This is a genomic window from Azospirillum sp., assembly GCF_035628975.1.
Taxonomy (GTDB): domain Bacteria; phylum Pseudomonadota; class Alphaproteobacteria; order Azospirillales; family Azospirillaceae; genus Azospirillum.
Window position 1 is genome coordinate 107,664 of the sequence record NZ_DASPIS010000122.1, and the last position, 14,993, is coordinate 122,656.

At 67.6% G+C, this 14,993-nt stretch carries 15 protein-coding genes and 2 tRNA genes; 14 read left to right on the forward strand and 3 right to left on the reverse strand.

Annotated features, from left to right (window positions below; all coding sequences use genetic code 11):
* Positions 1-142: 142 nt before the first annotated feature.
* Positions 143-421, forward strand: coding sequence for a hypothetical protein (locus VD964_RS26190; protein ID WP_324871404.1), 279 nt, complete (start codon positions 143-145; stop codon positions 419-421).
* A 21-nt stretch (positions 422-442) separates the two neighbouring features.
* Here the strand turns inward: VD964_RS26190 and VD964_RS26195 are convergent, their stop codons facing one another.
* Together VD964_RS26195 and mbfA are read right to left on the reverse strand one after the other, a co-directional pair.
* Positions 443-955 (reverse strand): MarR family winged helix-turn-helix transcriptional regulator, encoded by a 513-nt coding sequence (locus VD964_RS26195; protein ID WP_014247562.1) that lies wholly within the window; start codon positions 953-955, stop codon positions 443-445.
* A gap of 113 nt (positions 956-1,068) precedes the next feature.
* Positions 1,069-2,025, reverse strand: coding sequence for an iron exporter MbfA (gene mbfA, locus VD964_RS26200; protein ID WP_324871405.1), 957 nt, complete (start codon positions 2,023-2,025; stop codon positions 1,069-1,071).
* A 274-nt stretch (positions 2,026-2,299) separates the two neighbouring features.
* On the opposite strand from mbfA, the gene tpiA reads away from it, so the two are divergent.
* From tpiA to VD964_RS26250, 10 genes are all read left to right on the forward strand, one after another.
* Positions 2,300-3,055, forward strand: a complete 756-nt coding sequence (tpiA, locus tag VD964_RS26205) for a triose-phosphate isomerase (RefSeq protein WP_324871406.1) — start codon at positions 2,300-2,302, stop codon at positions 3,053-3,055.
* Between the two features lie 187 nt (positions 3,056-3,242).
* Positions 3,243-3,584 (forward strand): preprotein translocase subunit SecG, encoded by a 342-nt coding sequence (secG, locus tag VD964_RS26210; RefSeq protein WP_324871407.1) that lies wholly within the window; start codon positions 3,243-3,245, stop codon positions 3,582-3,584.
* 281 nt (positions 3,585-3,865) lie between these two features.
* Positions 3,866-5,497, forward strand: coding sequence for a CTP synthase (locus tag VD964_RS26215; protein ID WP_310113871.1), 1,632 nt, complete (start codon positions 3,866-3,868; stop codon positions 5,495-5,497).
* Between the two features lie 300 nt (positions 5,498-5,797).
* Positions 5,798-7,627, forward strand: coding sequence for an autotransporter domain-containing protein (locus VD964_RS26220; RefSeq protein ID WP_324871408.1), 1,830 nt, complete (start codon positions 5,798-5,800; stop codon positions 7,625-7,627).
* 74 nt (positions 7,628-7,701) lie between these two features.
* Positions 7,702-8,409, forward strand: coding sequence for a dienelactone hydrolase family protein (locus VD964_RS26225; RefSeq protein WP_324871409.1), 708 nt, complete (start codon positions 7,702-7,704; stop codon positions 8,407-8,409).
* A gap of 233 nt (positions 8,410-8,642) precedes the next feature.
* Positions 8,643-9,470 carry a 3-deoxy-8-phosphooctulonate synthase gene (gene kdsA, locus VD964_RS26230; protein ID WP_324871410.1) on the forward strand — a complete coding sequence of 276 codons (828 nt, stop codon included), beginning with the start codon at positions 8,643-8,645 and terminating at the stop codon, positions 9,468-9,470.
* Positions 9,471-9,578: 108 nt separating this feature from the next.
* Positions 9,579-10,016 carry a DUF192 domain-containing protein gene (locus VD964_RS26235; protein ID WP_324871411.1) on the forward strand — a complete coding sequence of 146 codons (438 nt, stop codon included), beginning with the start codon at positions 9,579-9,581 and terminating at the stop codon, positions 10,014-10,016.
* 81 nt (positions 10,017-10,097) lie between these two features.
* Complete coding sequence (locus tag VD964_RS26240) at positions 10,098-11,744, forward strand: efflux RND transporter periplasmic adaptor subunit (protein ID WP_324871412.1); 1,647 nt, start codon at positions 10,098-10,100, stop codon at positions 11,742-11,744.
* Between the two features lie 181 nt (positions 11,745-11,925).
* Positions 11,926-12,582 (forward strand): ABC transporter ATP-binding protein, encoded by a 657-nt coding sequence (locus tag VD964_RS26245; RefSeq protein ID WP_324871413.1) that lies wholly within the window; start codon positions 11,926-11,928, stop codon positions 12,580-12,582.
* Positions 12,579-13,811, forward strand: coding sequence for an ABC transporter permease (locus VD964_RS26250; protein WP_324871414.1), 1,233 nt, complete (start codon positions 12,579-12,581; stop codon positions 13,809-13,811). Before VD964_RS26245 ends, VD964_RS26250 begins: the two co-directional genes overlap by 4 nt.
* Here VD964_RS26250 and VD964_RS26255 read toward each other — a convergent pair.
* Positions 13,780-14,184 carry a hypothetical protein gene (locus VD964_RS26255; protein ID WP_324871415.1) on the reverse strand — a complete coding sequence of 135 codons (405 nt, stop codon included), beginning with the start codon at positions 14,182-14,184 and terminating at the stop codon, positions 13,780-13,782. The two genes, VD964_RS26250 and VD964_RS26255, sit on opposite strands and share 32 nt — an antisense overlap.
* A 155-nt stretch (positions 14,185-14,339) precedes the next feature.
* On the opposite strand from VD964_RS26255, the gene VD964_RS26260 reads away from it, so the two are divergent.
* The 3 genes from VD964_RS26260 (at position 14,340) to VD964_RS26270 (ending at position 14,894) form a co-directional block, all read left to right on the forward strand.
* Positions 14,340-14,417, forward strand: a tRNA-Pro gene (locus VD964_RS26260).
* Between the two features lie 75 nt (positions 14,418-14,492).
* Positions 14,493-14,789: an ETC complex I subunit gene (locus VD964_RS26265; protein WP_014247573.1), complete on the forward strand. Its 297-nt coding sequence runs from the start codon at positions 14,493-14,495 to the stop codon at positions 14,787-14,789.
* Positions 14,790-14,817: 28 nt separating this feature from the next.
* Positions 14,818-14,894 (forward strand) — tRNA-Arg (locus tag VD964_RS26270).
* The last annotated feature ends 99 nt before the right edge of the window (positions 14,895-14,993 follow it).

Sequence of the window (14,993 nt, forward strand, 5' to 3'; positions counted from 1 at the left end):
AATCGACATAGTGGCACCATGCGTGACGCATCATGGGTGTGCATGGCGGGCAGTCGTGTAAGCGGTTGGCCGTTTCGCCCTCGTTCCGTGTTACCCTCCATATGTCCTCCTCAGAGGGCCGAGAGACACAGGAGCGATCACGATGGCCTACGACCACAGGTCCAACGACCCCCGGGACCTGGACGCCCAAGACCTCGCCGAAATGACCCGCAACTTCCTGGCGAAGGGCGGCAACATCGTTCAATGTCCGCCGGGTGCTTCGGAAAACGTGGTGTACCGCAAGGGCGGCTTCCGCCGCCGCACCCCCAACGACACGAAGGCCGCGGCCGACAAGCCGGCGGACACCAACACGGCAGAGGCCGGCTCCAAGGATGCCGGGACGGCGGCGCCGGAGACGAAGACGGAGCCGAGCGCCGGCTGAGGCGGTTGCAGCGTTTCGTCTTCAGCGTTTCGCGGCAAGACGGGCAGGGGGAACGGGCGGTGCGAATTTCGCGCGGTCCCCCTCGTCCAGCATGCCCATCATCACCTTGCGGAATCCCTCCACCGCCTCCGCTCCGGCCATGCGGTAGGCGCGGGCGATGCGCTGGCGCTGGGTCTCGGACAGCTGGCGCTCCAGCTCCACGCCCTTTTCCGTCAACTCAAGCAGACGCTGCCGCCGGTCGCGGGCGCCGGTCTGCTGGTCGATGAATCCCTGGCGCACCAGTTCGCCCAGCACGCGCGACAGGCTCTGCTTGGTGATCTTCAGGATCGCCAGCAGTTCCGAAACGGTGATCCTGGGATAGCGGCCGACGAAATAGATCACGCGGTGGTGCGCGCGGCCGAAGCCGATCTCCGCCAGAATTTCGTCCGGTTCGGCGGTGAATTCGCGATAGGCGTAGAAAAGCAGCTCCATTCCGGTACGGAGTTCCTCCTCACGGAGGAAGAGCTGGTTCACGCCCGCTTTCAGGTCAGCCATGGCGACGCGGTTGGTTCGATTTATTCTAATTAGGACAGCGGCTCAGACATAAACAATCGTACGTCCGGTTACAAGAACAAGCTCGTTCCCGGACGCGGCTTTTCCTCCGGCGCTCAGGCGCTGCCGATCAGGATTCCGGTGGCGAAAACCAGCAGTCCGCCTACCACCACCTGGAAGGCGGCCGACAGCAGCGGCGTGTCCATGTAGCGGTTGCGGATCCAGGCGATGATGGCCAGTTCGATCACCACCACGCCGATGGCGATGGCGGTCGCCGTCCAGAAATGCGGGATCAGATAGGGCAGGGCGTGGCCCAACCCGCCCAGCGTGGTCATCGCGCCGCAGACCACCCCGCGCAGCCACGGGCTGCCGCGCCCGGTCAGCGACCCGTTGTCGGACAGCGCCTCGGCGAAGCCCATGGAGATGCCGGCGCCGATGGAGGCGGCCAGACCGACCAGGAAGGTCTCGTGGCTGTCCTGCGTCGCGAAGGCGGCGGCGAACAGCGGGGCCAGCGTCGACACCGATCCGTCCATCAGCCCGGCCAGCCCCGGCTGGATGATCTGCAGCACGAACAGCCGGCGTTCCGATTCGTGTTCCTGCTCCCGCACCTTGGGAGAGACGTATTTCGCTTCCAGGCGTTCGGCCTTGGCCTCGTGCCGCCGCTCCTCCTCGGCCAGATCGCCCAGCAGCTGGCGAATGGCGGCGTCCTGGGATCGCTGTGCGGCACGGGTATAGAAGCGCTTGGTCTCGGCCTCCATCAGTTCCGCCTGCCGGCGGACGGTGTCGAGTCCCAGCGGGCGCGTCAGCCAGACCGGCTTGCGCTCCACGAAGCCTTTCACGTCCTGGCGGCGGATCAGCGGGATGTGGTCACCGAATCGCGTGCGGAAGAGTTCCAGCAGCCGGTGCCGGTGACCGTTCTCCTCCGACGCCATGGCGCTGAACATGCGGGCCGTGTCGGGGTAGTTTTCGGCCAAACCGTGGGCGAACTCGTCATAGATGCGGCTGTCTTCCTCTTCCAACGAGATGGCGAGCGCCAGCAGCTCCTTTTCCGTCAGGTCCGAGAAGTTCTTCATCTGGTAGTGCCTTCACCGCAAGGGGATGGTGTGTTGCGAATGAACCTATTCCGGATAGGGGCATCTTCAACTTGGCGGTTCGGCCGATATGGCTGCCCCGGGCCGGCGACGGCATAGGCAGGGTGCTACACGATGTCCCTTAAGGCCAGCGCGGGCGGATGCGCCGGTCGGGTGAGTGGAAATTCGTCGGCGGGCTTGGTATGGGCTTTGGTCACGAGAGGCAAAGAACGTTCCACAAGTTCCCATATAAAGCCGAGACAAGAAGGAAACGACCATGACCGCACGCCGGAAGCTGATCGCCGGAAACTGGAAGATGAACGGGTTGAAGGCTGATGGGCTGGATCTCGCCTCCGACCTCGCCGGGCGGCTGAAGGGCGCCGGCCCGGTGGCCTTCGACATGCTGGTCTGCCCGCCCTTCCCGCTGCTGTTCCCGGTGGGGGAGGCGATCGCCGACAGCCCGCTGGCGCTGGGCGGCCAGGATTGCGCGCCGAAGACCTCCGGCGCCCACACCGGCGATGTGGCCCCGACCATGCTGAAGGACGCCGGCTGCCGCTTCGTCATCCTCGGCCATTCGGAGCGCCGCGCCGACCATGGCGAGAGCGACGCCGTGGTCAACGCCAAGGCCGTCGCCGCCCATAAGGAGGGTCTGGTCGCCATCGTCTGCGTCGGCGAGACCGAGGTGCAGCGCGATGGCGGTCAGGCCAACGCCGTGGTGTCGGGCCAGCTTGCCGGCTCCATCCCCGCCGGTGCGAATGCCGAGAACACCGTCATCGCCTATGAGCCGGTCTGGGCGATCGGCACCGGCAAGACCGCGACTCCGGACGACGTGAAGGCCATGCATGCCCATATCCGGGCCGAGCTGGCCGGCAAGATCGCCGATCCGGACAAGGTGCGCATCCTCTACGGCGGTTCGGTCAAGCCGGGCAACGCGGCGGAGCTGATGGCGGTGGACAACGTCGACGGTGCGCTGGTCGGCGGTGCCTCGCTGAAGGCCGACGATTTCTGGGGTATCGCCACCGCCTGCCGCTGATACCCCTGCCGTTTGCGACATGGCACCATCCGGCGTCAGCCATGCCGCCAACGGATACGGCCTAGGTATTTTGGCGCTGGCATATCGCGCGGCGCCGCGGTACAAACAGTGGGCGCGCGCCACGGGCCCTTAAGACGGCCTGTGGCGCGCTATTCGATTTTTGGGATGGGTGTGGGGTGAGCATCGCATGGAATCGGTGATTCTGGTTATTCACCTGCTGATCGCCATTGGGCTGGTCGGCGTGATCCTGATCCAGCGGTCGGAAGGCGGCGGGCTCGGCATCGGCGGCGGCACCATGGGCGGCATGATGAGCACCCGCGGAACGGCCAATCTGCTGACGCGGACCACCGGCATCCTGGCGGCCTGCTTCTTCGCCACCAGCATCGTGCTGGCGATCCTGGCCGGCGGGCATTCCCGCCCGGCGTCGATCATCGACAGCCTGCCGGCGGCGCCTTCGCAGTCGACCGCTCCGGCGGCCCCGGCGCAGCCTGCCGCTCCGGCCCAGCCCGCGCCGCCGGTGGCCCAGTAAAGGGTCCATCCCAGCAGCGCACGGGTACGAGCGAACAGCGAGGCGGCCTCCCCGAAGCCGCCTCTTTCTTTTGAGGGCCGACGTTCGCGACGCCATGTCTCGGCGGCGACCCTTCGGGGGACGTTGAACATCTCTCCCCTCCGGGGAAACGGACAATCCGTCCCCTATGGGGAAGGACAATACCGTCCCCTATGGGGATCGATTACTCTGTCCCCTATGGGGACATCGGCCATCCGTCCCCCACGGGGACATGGAACAGCTCTCAAGCTCTTCGGACGGACATGACTCGCTACATCTTCATCACCGGTGGCGTCGTTTCTTCGCTGGGCAAAGGTCTGGCGTCGGCGGCGCTTGGGGCGCTTCTCCAGGCGCGCGGCTACAAGGTGCGTCTGCGCAAGCTGGACCCGTACCTGAACGTCGACCCCGGAACGATGAGCCCCTACCAGCACGGCGAGGTCTTCGTGACCGACGACGGGGCTGAGACGGACCTGGACCTCGGCCATTACGAGCGCTTCACCGGCGTGTCGGCCCGCAAGGGCGACAACATCACCACCGGCCGCATCTATTCCACCGTGATCGCGAAGGAACGTCGCGGCGATTACCTGGGCGGCACCGTCCAGGTCATTCCGCACATCACCGACGAGATCAAGGAATTCATCCGCGCCGACGCCACCGATGAGGACTTCGTCCTGATCGAGATCGGCGGCACGGTGGGCGACATCGAATCGCTGCCCTTCCTGGAGGCGATCCGCCAGTTCGGCAACGAGGTCGGCCAGGAGAATGTCCTCTACATCCACCTGACCCTGCTGCCCTACATCCCCACCGCCGGCGAGCTGAAGACCAAGCCGACCCAGCATTCGGTGAAGGAGCTGCTGAGCGTCGGCATCCAGGCCAACATCCTGCTGTGCCGCGCCGACCGTCCGATTCCGGAGAACGAGCGCAAGAAGATCGCGCTGTTCTGCAACATCCGTCCGGAGCGGGTGATCGCGGCGCTGGACGTCGATTCGATCTATCAGGTGCCGATCAGCTACCACGAGGAAGGCTTCGACACCCAGGTCCTGAGCTACTTCGGTCTGCCGACCGACAAGGAGCCGGACCTGTCGCGCTGGACCCGCATCATGGACCGGGTGCGCAAGCCGCAGGGCGAGGTCACCATCGCGGTGGTCGGCAAGTACATCAGCCTGCTCGACAGCTACAAGTCGCTGGCTGAGGCGCTGACCCACGGCGGCATCGCCAACAACGTCAAGGTCAACCTCGACTGGATCGATTCGGAGATCTTCGAGGATGACGACGCGGCGGTGAAGCGGCTGGAGAACGTCCACGGCATCCTGGTGCCGGGCGGCTTCGGCTCCCGCGGGACGGAAGGCAAGATCCGGGCGGCCCAATTCGCGCGTGAGCGCAAAGTGCCGTATTTCGGCATCTGCTTCGGCATGCAGATGGCGGTGATCGAAGCCGCCCGCAACATGGCGAAGATCGAGGATGCCGGCTCCACCGAGTTGGGCAAGCCGGGCAACCCGGTCGTCGGCCTGATGACGGAGTGGATGCGTGGCAACACGCTGGAGCGTCGTGCCGAGGTCGGCGACCTGGGCGGCACCATGCGGCTCGGCGCCTATCCCGCCAAGCTGCTGGAAGGCAGCAAGGTCGCCGAGGTCTACGGCACCACCGACATCTCCGAACGGCACCGTCACCGCTACGAGGTGAACGTGTACTACAAGGAGCGTCTGGAGCGCTGCGGCATGAAGTTCAGCGGCCTGTCGCCGGACGGGGAACTGCCGGAGATCGTCGAGATCCCCGACCATCCCTGGTTCATCGGCGTGCAGTTCCACCCCGAACTGAAGTCCAAGCCGTTCGAGCCGCACCCGCTGTTCACCGCCTTCATCAAGGCGGCGATCGATCAGAGCCGGTTGGTTTGAGGGCGCATCCGCCCCCTCCCTAACCCTCCCCCGCCCTCGGCCCGCAGAAGGCCGATCCGATCACGGGAGAGGGAACTCCGCCGCTTCCGCGCTTATCTCCCTCTCCCGCGAAGCGGGGGAGGGTCGGGGAGGGGGCAAGCCGCATTCGAGCTTCTGTACTGAAAACGCCCCGCCCTCAAAAGCGGGGCATTTCCATGTCCGCCACCTTCCCTATACGTCACCTTCCTTGCACCCCCGACTCCCCTGTGCGACGATCCTCTGAAAATTGCGCAAGCGAACAATCGGATCGGGGGAAGGACCATGAACCGCGCCAGGATCGCCGCACTCGCCACCTGCCTGACCGCACTCACCGCAGTCCCGACTTCGGCGGCGGACTACTCCTCCACCATCTTTTTCGGCGACAGCCTGACCGACAGCGGCGCGTTCCAGCCGCTGCTGCCGTTCGGCGGCAAGTTCACCACCAATCCCGGCCCGGTGTGGGCGGAGAGCCTCGCCGGTGCGCTCGGCACCTCAGCCGTCACGGCGGCGCGGGGCGGCACCGACTATGCGGTCGGCGGGGCGCGGGTGAACACGTCTGTCGGCGTGCCCGCGACCGGTCCGACGGCGCTGGCGCCCAGCGTGGCGACGCAGATCTCGGGATATCTCGCTTCCACCGGCGGGCGGGCCGATCCGAATGCGCTCTACACCGTCTGGGGCGGTGCCAACGACATCCTCGCCTCGCTGAGCAGCCCGGCAACCGCCCAGGCGACGGTGACGCAGGCGGCCACCGATCTGGTGACGCAGGTGGCCCGGCTGCGGGCCGCCGGTGCGCGCACCATCCTGGTGCCGACGGTGCCGGACATCGGCTCGACTCCGTTCGGACAGGCGCAGGGCTCGACCGCGGCGGCGCAGATTTCGCAGCTGGTCGGCGGCTATAACCAGCTGGTCACGCTGGGGCTGGCGAATGCCGGCGTCTCGGTCATCCCGATCGACACCTATTCGCTGCTGCGGGCGGCGGTGGCGAATCCGGCATCCTTCGGCTTCACCAACGTGACGGGGACCGCCTGCACCACCAGCAGTTCGCTGCTCTGCACCTCCGCCACCCTGGTTGCGCCGAACGCGGCGGAAAGCTATCTGTTCGCCGATGGCGTCCATCCGACGACCGCCGGACATCGCGCGGTGTCCGACTTCGTGCTGAACGCGCTGACGGCACCCGGCAACGTCGCGCAGCTTGCCGAATCGCCCTTGCGGACGCGCGACCGGGTGACCGCGACGATCCTCGCCCAGGCGGCGACCAGCCTGTGGAGCCGCAAGCCCGGCGAGACCGGCGCCTGGATCAGCGGCGGAGCAGGGCGTCTCACCAGCGACCGCACGGGCGATCCCGGCGCGGCTGGGCAGGCGGAAGTGCGCGGCACACCGCTGTCGGTCAGCGTCGGCATCGACAGGCGATTCAGTGAAAACCTGCTGCTGGGCGTGGCCGGCACGGTGTCCCACTACCGCGGCAGCTTCTCCACCGGCGGCGATTACAAGCAGCGCGACTATGTGCTGAGCGGGTACGGCGTCTACCGCATGGGAGGCGCCTTCGTGAATGGTGTCGGGTCCTTCGGCTTCACCGATTACGACCTGCGCCGCGGTGTCACCATCAACGGGACCGACCATTCGACCGGCGGCAACACCGATGGCATCAACGCCTCCTTCGGTGTCGAGGGCGGGTACGACTTCACCATGGGCGGCCTGACCCATGGTCCGGTGCTGGGGCTGCGCTATCAGCATGTGGAGGTGGAGGGCTTCAGCGAGGACAGCAGCCTGTTCGGCTTCACCTACCGCTCGCAGACCCGCAACTCGCTGGTCGGCAGCGTCGGCTATCAGGCGGCCTATGATTTCGGCGGAGTCCTGCCCTATGCCAAGGTGACGTTGAACCGCGAGTTCAAGGACGACCAGCGCAACATCACGGTGGAAAGCCGCAGCATCTCCACGCTCGCCTACGACGTGGCGGTGGCGAAGCCGGACCGCAGCTATGTCGACCTGATCGCCGGTGCGTCCTTCCGGCTGGCGGAGTCGGTGACCGGCACGCTCGGCCTGAATGCCCGGCTGGGCGACGAGGACCGCCGCGACTATGGTGGTTTCGTCGGCCTCAGCGTCGGTTTCTGACCAACGGCGGGGTGACCGGGGCCAAGTCCGCTCCATATCAGGGGCGGATTTGCCAACGGGAGGATAAGAACGCCATGTCCGAGGTGATGATCGATACCGCCGACGGCGGTCGCTTTTCGGCTTACGTCGCCGAACCCACGGTTACCTCGGCCGGAAGGCTGGCCGGCGGGCTGTTGGTGATCCAGGAGATCTTCGGCGTCAACGCTGTGATGCGCGAGCTGTGCGACTGGTACGCCTCTCAGGGCTTTCTGGCGGTGTGCCCCGACCTGTTCTGGCGCCAGCAGCCGGGCGTGCAACTGACCGACAAGACGCAGGAAGAGTGGAACCAAGCCTTCGCCCTGATGAACGGCATGGACCAGGACAAGGCGGTGGATGACCTGAAGGCGGCGCTCGCCTGGGTGCGGGGCCGGGAGGGCTGCACCGGCAAGGCCGGCAGCGTCGGCTACTGCCTGGGCGGCCGGCTGGCCTTCATGATGGCGACGCGGTCGGACGCCGACGCCAATGTCGGCTATTACGGCGTCGGGCTGGAAGGGCTGCTGGGCGAGGCCGGCAAGATCGGCAAGCCGCTGCTTCTGCATGTCGCGGAGAACGACAAGTTCTCCAGCCCCGACAAGCGCGACGCCCTGCTGGCCGGGGTGAAGGACAACAAGTGGGTGACCGCCAAGGTCTATCCCGGCATGGACCACGCCTTCGCCCGGCCGGGCGGCGAGCATTACGACCCGGACGCGGCCGACGAGGCGAACCGGCTGACGGTGGAGTTCTTCCGGACGCATCTGGGGTGAGCCTTCTTCCCCTCTCCCCCCTGGGGAGAGGGTCAGGGTGAGGGGGATGCGTGACGAGGATTCCCGTGAAGGCACGCGGTGCATCCCCCTCACCCTCCCCACGCCTTCGGCGCGGGTCCCCTCCCTCTCCCCGGGGGAGAGAGGGTGATCACTGCGATTGACCATCCCCCCATTTAATGGGATGCAAAGGCCCACGGGCGCCGTTTCGCCCGTTTTCGTTTTGGAGCACTCCGATGACCACGCCGCGTGCCGTCCAGGTCGGCGACCTGACCATTGCCAACGACCGCCCCTTCGTTCTGATCGCCGGCCCCTGCCAGATGGAAAGCCGCGACCATGCGCTGGAGACCGCGTCCGCGCTGGTGGAGATGACCAAGGCGTTGGGCATGGGGCTGATCTACAAGTCCAGCTTCGACAAGGCCAACCGCACCTCCATCACCACCGCGCGCGGTCTGGGCATGGACAAGGCGCTGCCGATCTTCGCGGAGATCCGCGAGCGCTTCGGCTGCCCGGTCATCACCGACGTGCACGAATCCACCCAGTGCGCGCCGGTCGCCGAGACGGTGGACGTGCTGCAGATCCCGGCCTTCCTCTGCCGGCAGACCGACCTGCTGATCGCCGCCGCGGAGACCGGCCGGGCGGTGAACGTCAAGAAGGGCCAGTTCCTGGCGCCGTGGGACATGAAGAACGTCGCCGCCAAGCTGGTCGCCTCGGGCAACGAGCGCGTGCTGCTGTGCGAGCGCGGCGCCAGCTTCGGCTACAACACGCTGGTGTCGGACATGCGCTCCCTGCCGATTATGGCGGAGACCGGATTTCCAGTGGTGTTCGACGCCACCCACTCCGTCCAGCAGCCCGGCGGGCAGGGCACCACCTCCGGCGGGCAGCGGGAATTCGTGCCGGTGCTGGCGCGTGCGGCCATCGCGGTCGGCGTCGCCGCCGTCTTCATGGAGACGCACGAGAACCCGGACTGCGCGCCCAGCGACGGCCCCAACATGGTCCCGCTGAAGGACATGCCGGCCCTGCTGGCGAAGCTGCAGGCCTTCGACCGTCTGGCGAAGTCCTGAAAACGCTTAATTTGGCAGGGATGAGGCGCTGTGGTTGACTGGCGCCTCTTCCGCTTCAGCCGTTCGGGGGCGAGCATGATGTTCGGTCGGGGGTTTCGGGGTGCCGTCATGGCGCTTCTGCTGCTGGTGGTCGCCTTTCCGGCGGTGGCGCTGGAGAGCTTCCAGAAGTCCAAGCTGACCGTGGAAACGGCGGGCGGCGGCAAGTTCCGCTTCAACGTCGAACTGGCCCTGACCCCGGGCCAGCAGGCGCAGGGACTGATGTACCGCCAGTCGATGCCGGCCGACGCCGGAATGCTGTTCGTCTACGACCGGGTGCAGCCGGCCAGCTTCTGGATGAAGAACACCCTGATCCCGCTGGATATGCTGTTCATCGCCGCCGATGGCCGCATCGTGAACATCCACGAGCGCGCGGTACCGGAATCGCTGGATTCCGTCAGTTCCGACGGCCCGGTGAAGGCGATCCTAGAATTGAACGGCGGCATGGCGGCGCGGCTGGGCATCCGCCCCGGCGACCGCGTGGTGTCGCCCGACATCACGAAGCCGTAAGCGGAAAGTCGATCCCCCGCCCATGACTTTCGCTTAAACTCCCCCAGATTGATCGCGCGGGGTACGGCGCGGAGGGCAGGCATGGCGAGGGGAGCAGGCAGGCGGGCGGCGATCATGATCGGGGTGGCGCTCAGCGCCGCGGCCGGCCTGTCCGCCTATGTCGTGCTGGCACGCGCCGAGCCTGGACCGTCCTACCGGCTGGCGAGAGTCGACCAGGGTCCCCTGGTCAGCGCGATCACCGCCACCGGAACCATGAGTGCCCTGGTGACGGTGGAGGTCAGCTCCCAACTCTCCGGCCAGATCGCGGAGCTCTACGCCGATTTCAACAGCCGCGTCACCAGCGGCCAGATCCTCGCCCGCCTGAATGGAGATCAGCTGGCCGCCCGGCTGGCCCAGGCCGGCGCCGACGTCGATTCCGCCAAGGCGGCACTGATCCAACAGCAGGCCTTGCACGACAAGGCGCGCGCCGACCTCGCCAGCGCCAAGGCCAGCGTCGCCAATGCCGACGCCCAGATCCTGCGTGCCGACCTTGCCCAGCGCGATGCGGAGCGGGACTTGCGGCGCCGACGCGACCTGCAGGGCCGCGGGGTGGTGGCCGCCGCAGACCTGGAGAAGGCGGAGACGGCGGCCCACAGCGCCCAGGCTCAGCTGGTCGCCGCCCGCGCCCAGAAACGGCAGGCGGAAGCGGCTGAGGCCTCGGCCCAGGCCTCGCTTGCCGTCGCCGCCGCGCAGGTGGAGGTCGCCCGCGCCCAGGTGGCGCAGCGCGAGGCCGCCCTGCAGTTGGTCCGCGTCGACCTGAACCGCTCCGTCATCCGCTCCCCCATCGACGGGGTGGTGGTGAACCGTGCGGTCAGCACCGGCCAGACGGTGGCGGCCAGCCTGTCCGCTCCCACCTTGTTCACCATCGCCCAGGATCTGCGGCAGATGGAGGTGCTGGCCAACATCGACGAGGCAGACATCGGCCGGGTGCGCGAAGGCATGCCGGTGCGTTTCACCGTGAATGCCTTCCCCGGTGACAGCTTCACCGGCCGGGTGGCCCAGGTGCGGCTGGCGCCGAAGGAGGACCTGACCGTCGTCACCTACATCGTCGTCATCACGGTCGAGAATCCCGACCTCCGCCTGCTGCCGGGCATGACCGCCAACCTGCGCATCACGGTGGACGAGCGTCCGTCGGCGGTGAAGCTGCCAAACGCCGCCCTGCGGTTCCGCCCACCGGGGGTCGAGTTGGCGGGCGATGCGCCGGCCCCCACCACCGGCGGTCCGAACGGAGGCCGCGGCGCCGCGGCGCTGGAGGCCGCAGCCAAGCGGGTGATGGATGGGCTGAAGCTGGACGAGGGCAAGCGCCGCGACATCGCCGCCCTGGTCGACGAGGCGCGCGAACGCTTCACCGCGCTGGACGCCGAAGGCGGTGATCCGGAGCGCCGCCGGATCGAGGCCAACACCATCCGCACAGCGACCCTGGAAAGGATGGCCGCTCTGCTGGAGCCTGCGCAGCGCGACCGTTTCGATGCGCTGGTGGAGCCCGGCCGGGCGGCTGAGGCCGCGCGCACCGTCTGGGTTCCCGGACCCGCCAACGGCAGCCCCGTCGGCGTGCCGGTCCGGCTCGGCATCGGCGACGGCAGCTTTACCGAAGTGGTGTCCGGCGATCTGCGCGCCGGGCAGGAGGTCATCACCGGCATCCTGTCCCCCGACCGCGACACCCGCCGGGGTCCGCGCCTTGGGTTTTGATCTGAATTCACTGAATTCCCCCTCTCCCCCCCGGGGAGAGGGACGGGGTGAGGGGGAAACACCACATGAATCCCTCAAAACTCCTGCCACGCCACCCCCTCACCCCAACCCTCTCCCCGGGGGGGAGAGGGAGCATCGGGGGCCCCTGATCGCCGTCGAGAACCTTTCCCGCCACTACCGGATGGGACCGCAGACCGTCCATGCGCTGGACGACGTCACCGTCGCCATCGACCGGGGAGAATTCGTGGCGGTCATGGGGCCGTCCGGATCCGGCAAATCCACCTTCATGAACCTGCTGGGCTGTCTGGACCGTCCCGATGCCGGCCATTACCGCCTGGACGGCCGGGAGGTCGCCGGGCTCTCCTCCGACGCGCTGGCGGCGGTGCGGAACCGCAGCATCGGCTTCGTCTTCCAGTCCTTCAACCTGCTGCCGCGGCAGACGGCGCTCGCCAACGTGATGCTGCCGATGGTCTATGCCGGAATCGGCCATGCCGAGCGGGTGGAACGGGCGCTGGCCGCACTCGACGCAGTGGGCTTGAGGGAGCGGGCAGGGCACCGGCCGACCCAGCTCTCCGGCGGTCAGCAGCAGCGGGTCGCCATCGCCCGCGCCCTGGTCAACGACCCGCTCCTGCTTCTGGCCGACGAGCCGACGGGGGCGCTCGACACCGCCACCAGCCTGGAGATCATCGCGCTGTTCCAGCGGCTGAACCGACGCGGCATCACCGTGGTGCTGGTCACCCACGAGCCGGAGGTGGCGCGCTTCGCCGCCCGCGTCCTGCAGTTCCGCGACGGTCGGCTGATCGACGACCTGCGCCAGGATGCGGAGGTGGCGGCATGACGGCGTGGGATGCCCTGCGCGCGGCGCTCGATTCGCTTCGGGCCAATCCGCTGCGCAGCGCGCTGACCATGCTGGGCATCGTCATCGGCGTTGCCGCGGTGATCGCCATGGTCGCGGTCGGGGCCGGTGCCCGTGATCAGGTTCTGCGCCAGATTGCCAGCCTTGGCACCAACCTGATCATGGTGGGGCAGGGCAGCATCGTCCGCAGCGGGGTGAAGCTGGGCGCCGGCACCGCATCGACCCTGACGGAGGACGACGCGCTGGCGGTGCTTACCGAGATCCCCGGCGTGGTGGTGACGGCGCCGTCGGTGCGCTGGGGGCTGCAGATCGTCGCCGGCAACCAGAATTGGGGCACGGTGCTGTTCGGCATCACGCCCGACTACATGGACGCCCGCGACTGGACAGTGGCGACCGGCCGGGGTTTGTCGGACGAGGATGTGGCCCAGGCCAACAAGGTGGTCGTGCTGGGCCAGACGGTCGTGCGCAACTTGTTCGGCGGCGGCGATCCTATCGGCGAGCCCGTCCGCGTGTTTTCCACGCCCTTGACCGTCGTCGGCGTGCTGGCGGAAAAGGGCCAGAACACCCAGGGGCAGGATCAGGACGACGTTATCTTCGTTCCGCTGTCGACCGCCAAGCGCAACATTCCGGGAATGGCAAAGAGCAACCCGCGCTTCATCCACACCATGGTGGTGAAGATGCGGGACGGCGCCGACATGGCGGAGGCGCAGGCCCAGATCCGCGATCTGCTGCGCCAGCGCCACCGGCTGATCCCCGGCCAGGACGATGATTTCTGGATGCGCGACCTGTCGGAGGTGTCGGCGACCCGCGATGCCTCGTCGCGCGCGCTGTCCTTTCTGCTGGCGGCGGTGGCGGCCGTGTCGCTGCTGGTCGGTGGCATCGGGATCATGAACATCATGCTGGTGTCGGTGACCGAGCGGACGCGGGAGATCGGGCTGCGGCTTGCCATCGGTGCACGGCGGCGCGACATCCTGGTGCAGTTCCTGATCGAATCGACCACCCTGTCCCTGATCGGCGCCGCGGTGGGGGTGGCTCTCGGCATCGCGACCGCCATGGGGGTGGCCACCCTTGCCGGCTGGCCGACGCTGATCCGGATCGACTCGGTGGTGCTGGCCGTGGTGGTCAGCGGGCTGATCGGCGTCTTCTTCGGCCTCTACCCGGCGCGGCGGGCGGCGCTGCTCAACCCCATCGAGGCGCTGCGGCACGAATAGCCGCGATGTCGGCCTCAGCATCGCCGGCCAGGGCCACCATCCGCGCATCGCTGCGCGCCAGCCACAGCGCCGCGCGGGCTATCCAGGCCGCCTCCTTTGGCGCGGCGAGCAGCCCGTGCTGCCGTTCCGCCACCACCCGTGCCAGCGCCAGGACCGAGGTCGCGGCATGCCGCTTGGCAAGGTCGATCTGGCCGATGGCGGGATCGAGGGCCGCGCGCAAGGGACCGCCGCCCATCGGCGCCACGACATCCACCGCCGCGCCGATGCACAGCAGGCGGTTGGCGAGGTCGACCGCCGCGCGCCGGTCCGGCCTGTCGCCCAGATCGGGCAGGAAGAGGGCGACGACGAGCGGGGCAGGGGTGAGCGACGGCAACGAACGGACCCAATAATCTGTTGAAGGGATGGAGTTTAGCGACCGAACGCCGCACCGGATGCCCTGTGTGGCAGGCGGAATGGAGAAAGACCGTGAAAGCGATGCGCCGTCCGCTTGCCGTGGGCGTGGCGTTCGTGTATCTCACATCGCGGCGACGGGGCGTAGCGCAGTCTGGTCAGCGCGCCAGTTTTGGGTACTGGAGGCCCCCGGTTCGAATCCGGGCGCCCCGACCATCGCCGAAGGACAAAACCGCGTCCAAGCCATGTGCGCCAGGACGCTACTGCAGCATTTGGGGAGACGAGCAAGCCATGAACGTCCGGATCTATCAGCCGAGCAAGACGGCCATGCAGTCCGGCCGGGCCAAGACTCACCGTTGGATGCTGGATTACGAGATCGAGACTCCGCGCCGTCCGGAGCCGCTGATGGGCTGGACCAGCTCCGGCGACACGCTGAACCAGGTGCGCCTGTCCTTCGAGACGAAGGAAGAGGCGATTGCGTTCGCGGAGCGCGAGGGCTGGAACTACACCGTTCAGGAAGCGCCGGTCCGCCGCGTCCGTCCGCGCAACTACGCCGACAATTTCCGCACCGACCGCCCGCGCTTCTGATCGCGGCAGAGACTCGTATCCGGGACAAGGCCCCATAGCTCAGTTGGATAGAGCAGCCGCCTTCTAAGCGGCAGGTCGCTGGTTCGAATCCAGCTGGGGTCGCCATCTCGGAAAGCAAAACCAGAACAGGAAAAAGCCCCGCTCCGGCGGGGCTTTTTCTTTGCATGCATCGGCAAGGGATGGGGGCGTCGCCACCCCCGGTCC

Excerpts from the sequence above, each read along its gene's own strand:
- VD964_RS26190 (WP_324871404.1), top strand. The coding sequence starts at position 143 with ATGGCCTACGACCACAGGTCCAACGACCCCCGGGACCTGGACGCCCAA.
- VD964_RS26195 (WP_014247562.1), bottom strand. The coding sequence starts at position 955 with ATGGCTGACCTGAAAGCGGGCGTGAACCAGCTCTTCCTCCGTGAGGAG.
- mbfA (WP_324871405.1), bottom strand. The coding sequence starts at position 2,025 with ATGAAGAACTTCTCGGACCTGACGGAAAAGGAGCTGCTGGCGCTCGCC.
- tpiA (WP_324871406.1), top strand. The coding sequence starts at position 2,300 with ATGACCGCACGCCGGAAGCTGATCGCCGGAAACTGGAAGATGAACGGG.
- secG (WP_324871407.1), top strand. The coding sequence starts at position 3,243 with ATGGAATCGGTGATTCTGGTTATTCACCTGCTGATCGCCATTGGGCTG.
- VD964_RS26215 (WP_310113871.1), top strand. The coding sequence starts at position 3,866 with ATGACTCGCTACATCTTCATCACCGGTGGCGTCGTTTCTTCGCTGGGC.
- VD964_RS26220 (WP_324871408.1), top strand. The coding sequence starts at position 5,798 with ATGAACCGCGCCAGGATCGCCGCACTCGCCACCTGCCTGACCGCACTC.
- VD964_RS26225 (WP_324871409.1), top strand. The coding sequence starts at position 7,702 with ATGTCCGAGGTGATGATCGATACCGCCGACGGCGGTCGCTTTTCGGCT.
- kdsA (WP_324871410.1), top strand. The coding sequence starts at position 8,643 with ATGACCACGCCGCGTGCCGTCCAGGTCGGCGACCTGACCATTGCCAAC.
- VD964_RS26235 (WP_324871411.1), top strand. The coding sequence starts at position 9,579 with ATGGCGCTTCTGCTGCTGGTGGTCGCCTTTCCGGCGGTGGCGCTGGAG.
- VD964_RS26240 (WP_324871412.1), top strand. The coding sequence starts at position 10,098 with ATGGCGAGGGGAGCAGGCAGGCGGGCGGCGATCATGATCGGGGTGGCG.
- VD964_RS26245 (WP_324871413.1), top strand. The coding sequence starts at position 11,926 with ATGGGACCGCAGACCGTCCATGCGCTGGACGACGTCACCGTCGCCATC.
- VD964_RS26250 (WP_324871414.1), top strand. The coding sequence starts at position 12,579 with ATGACGGCGTGGGATGCCCTGCGCGCGGCGCTCGATTCGCTTCGGGCC.
- VD964_RS26265 (WP_014247573.1), top strand. The coding sequence starts at position 14,493 with ATGAACGTCCGGATCTATCAGCCGAGCAAGACGGCCATGCAGTCCGGC.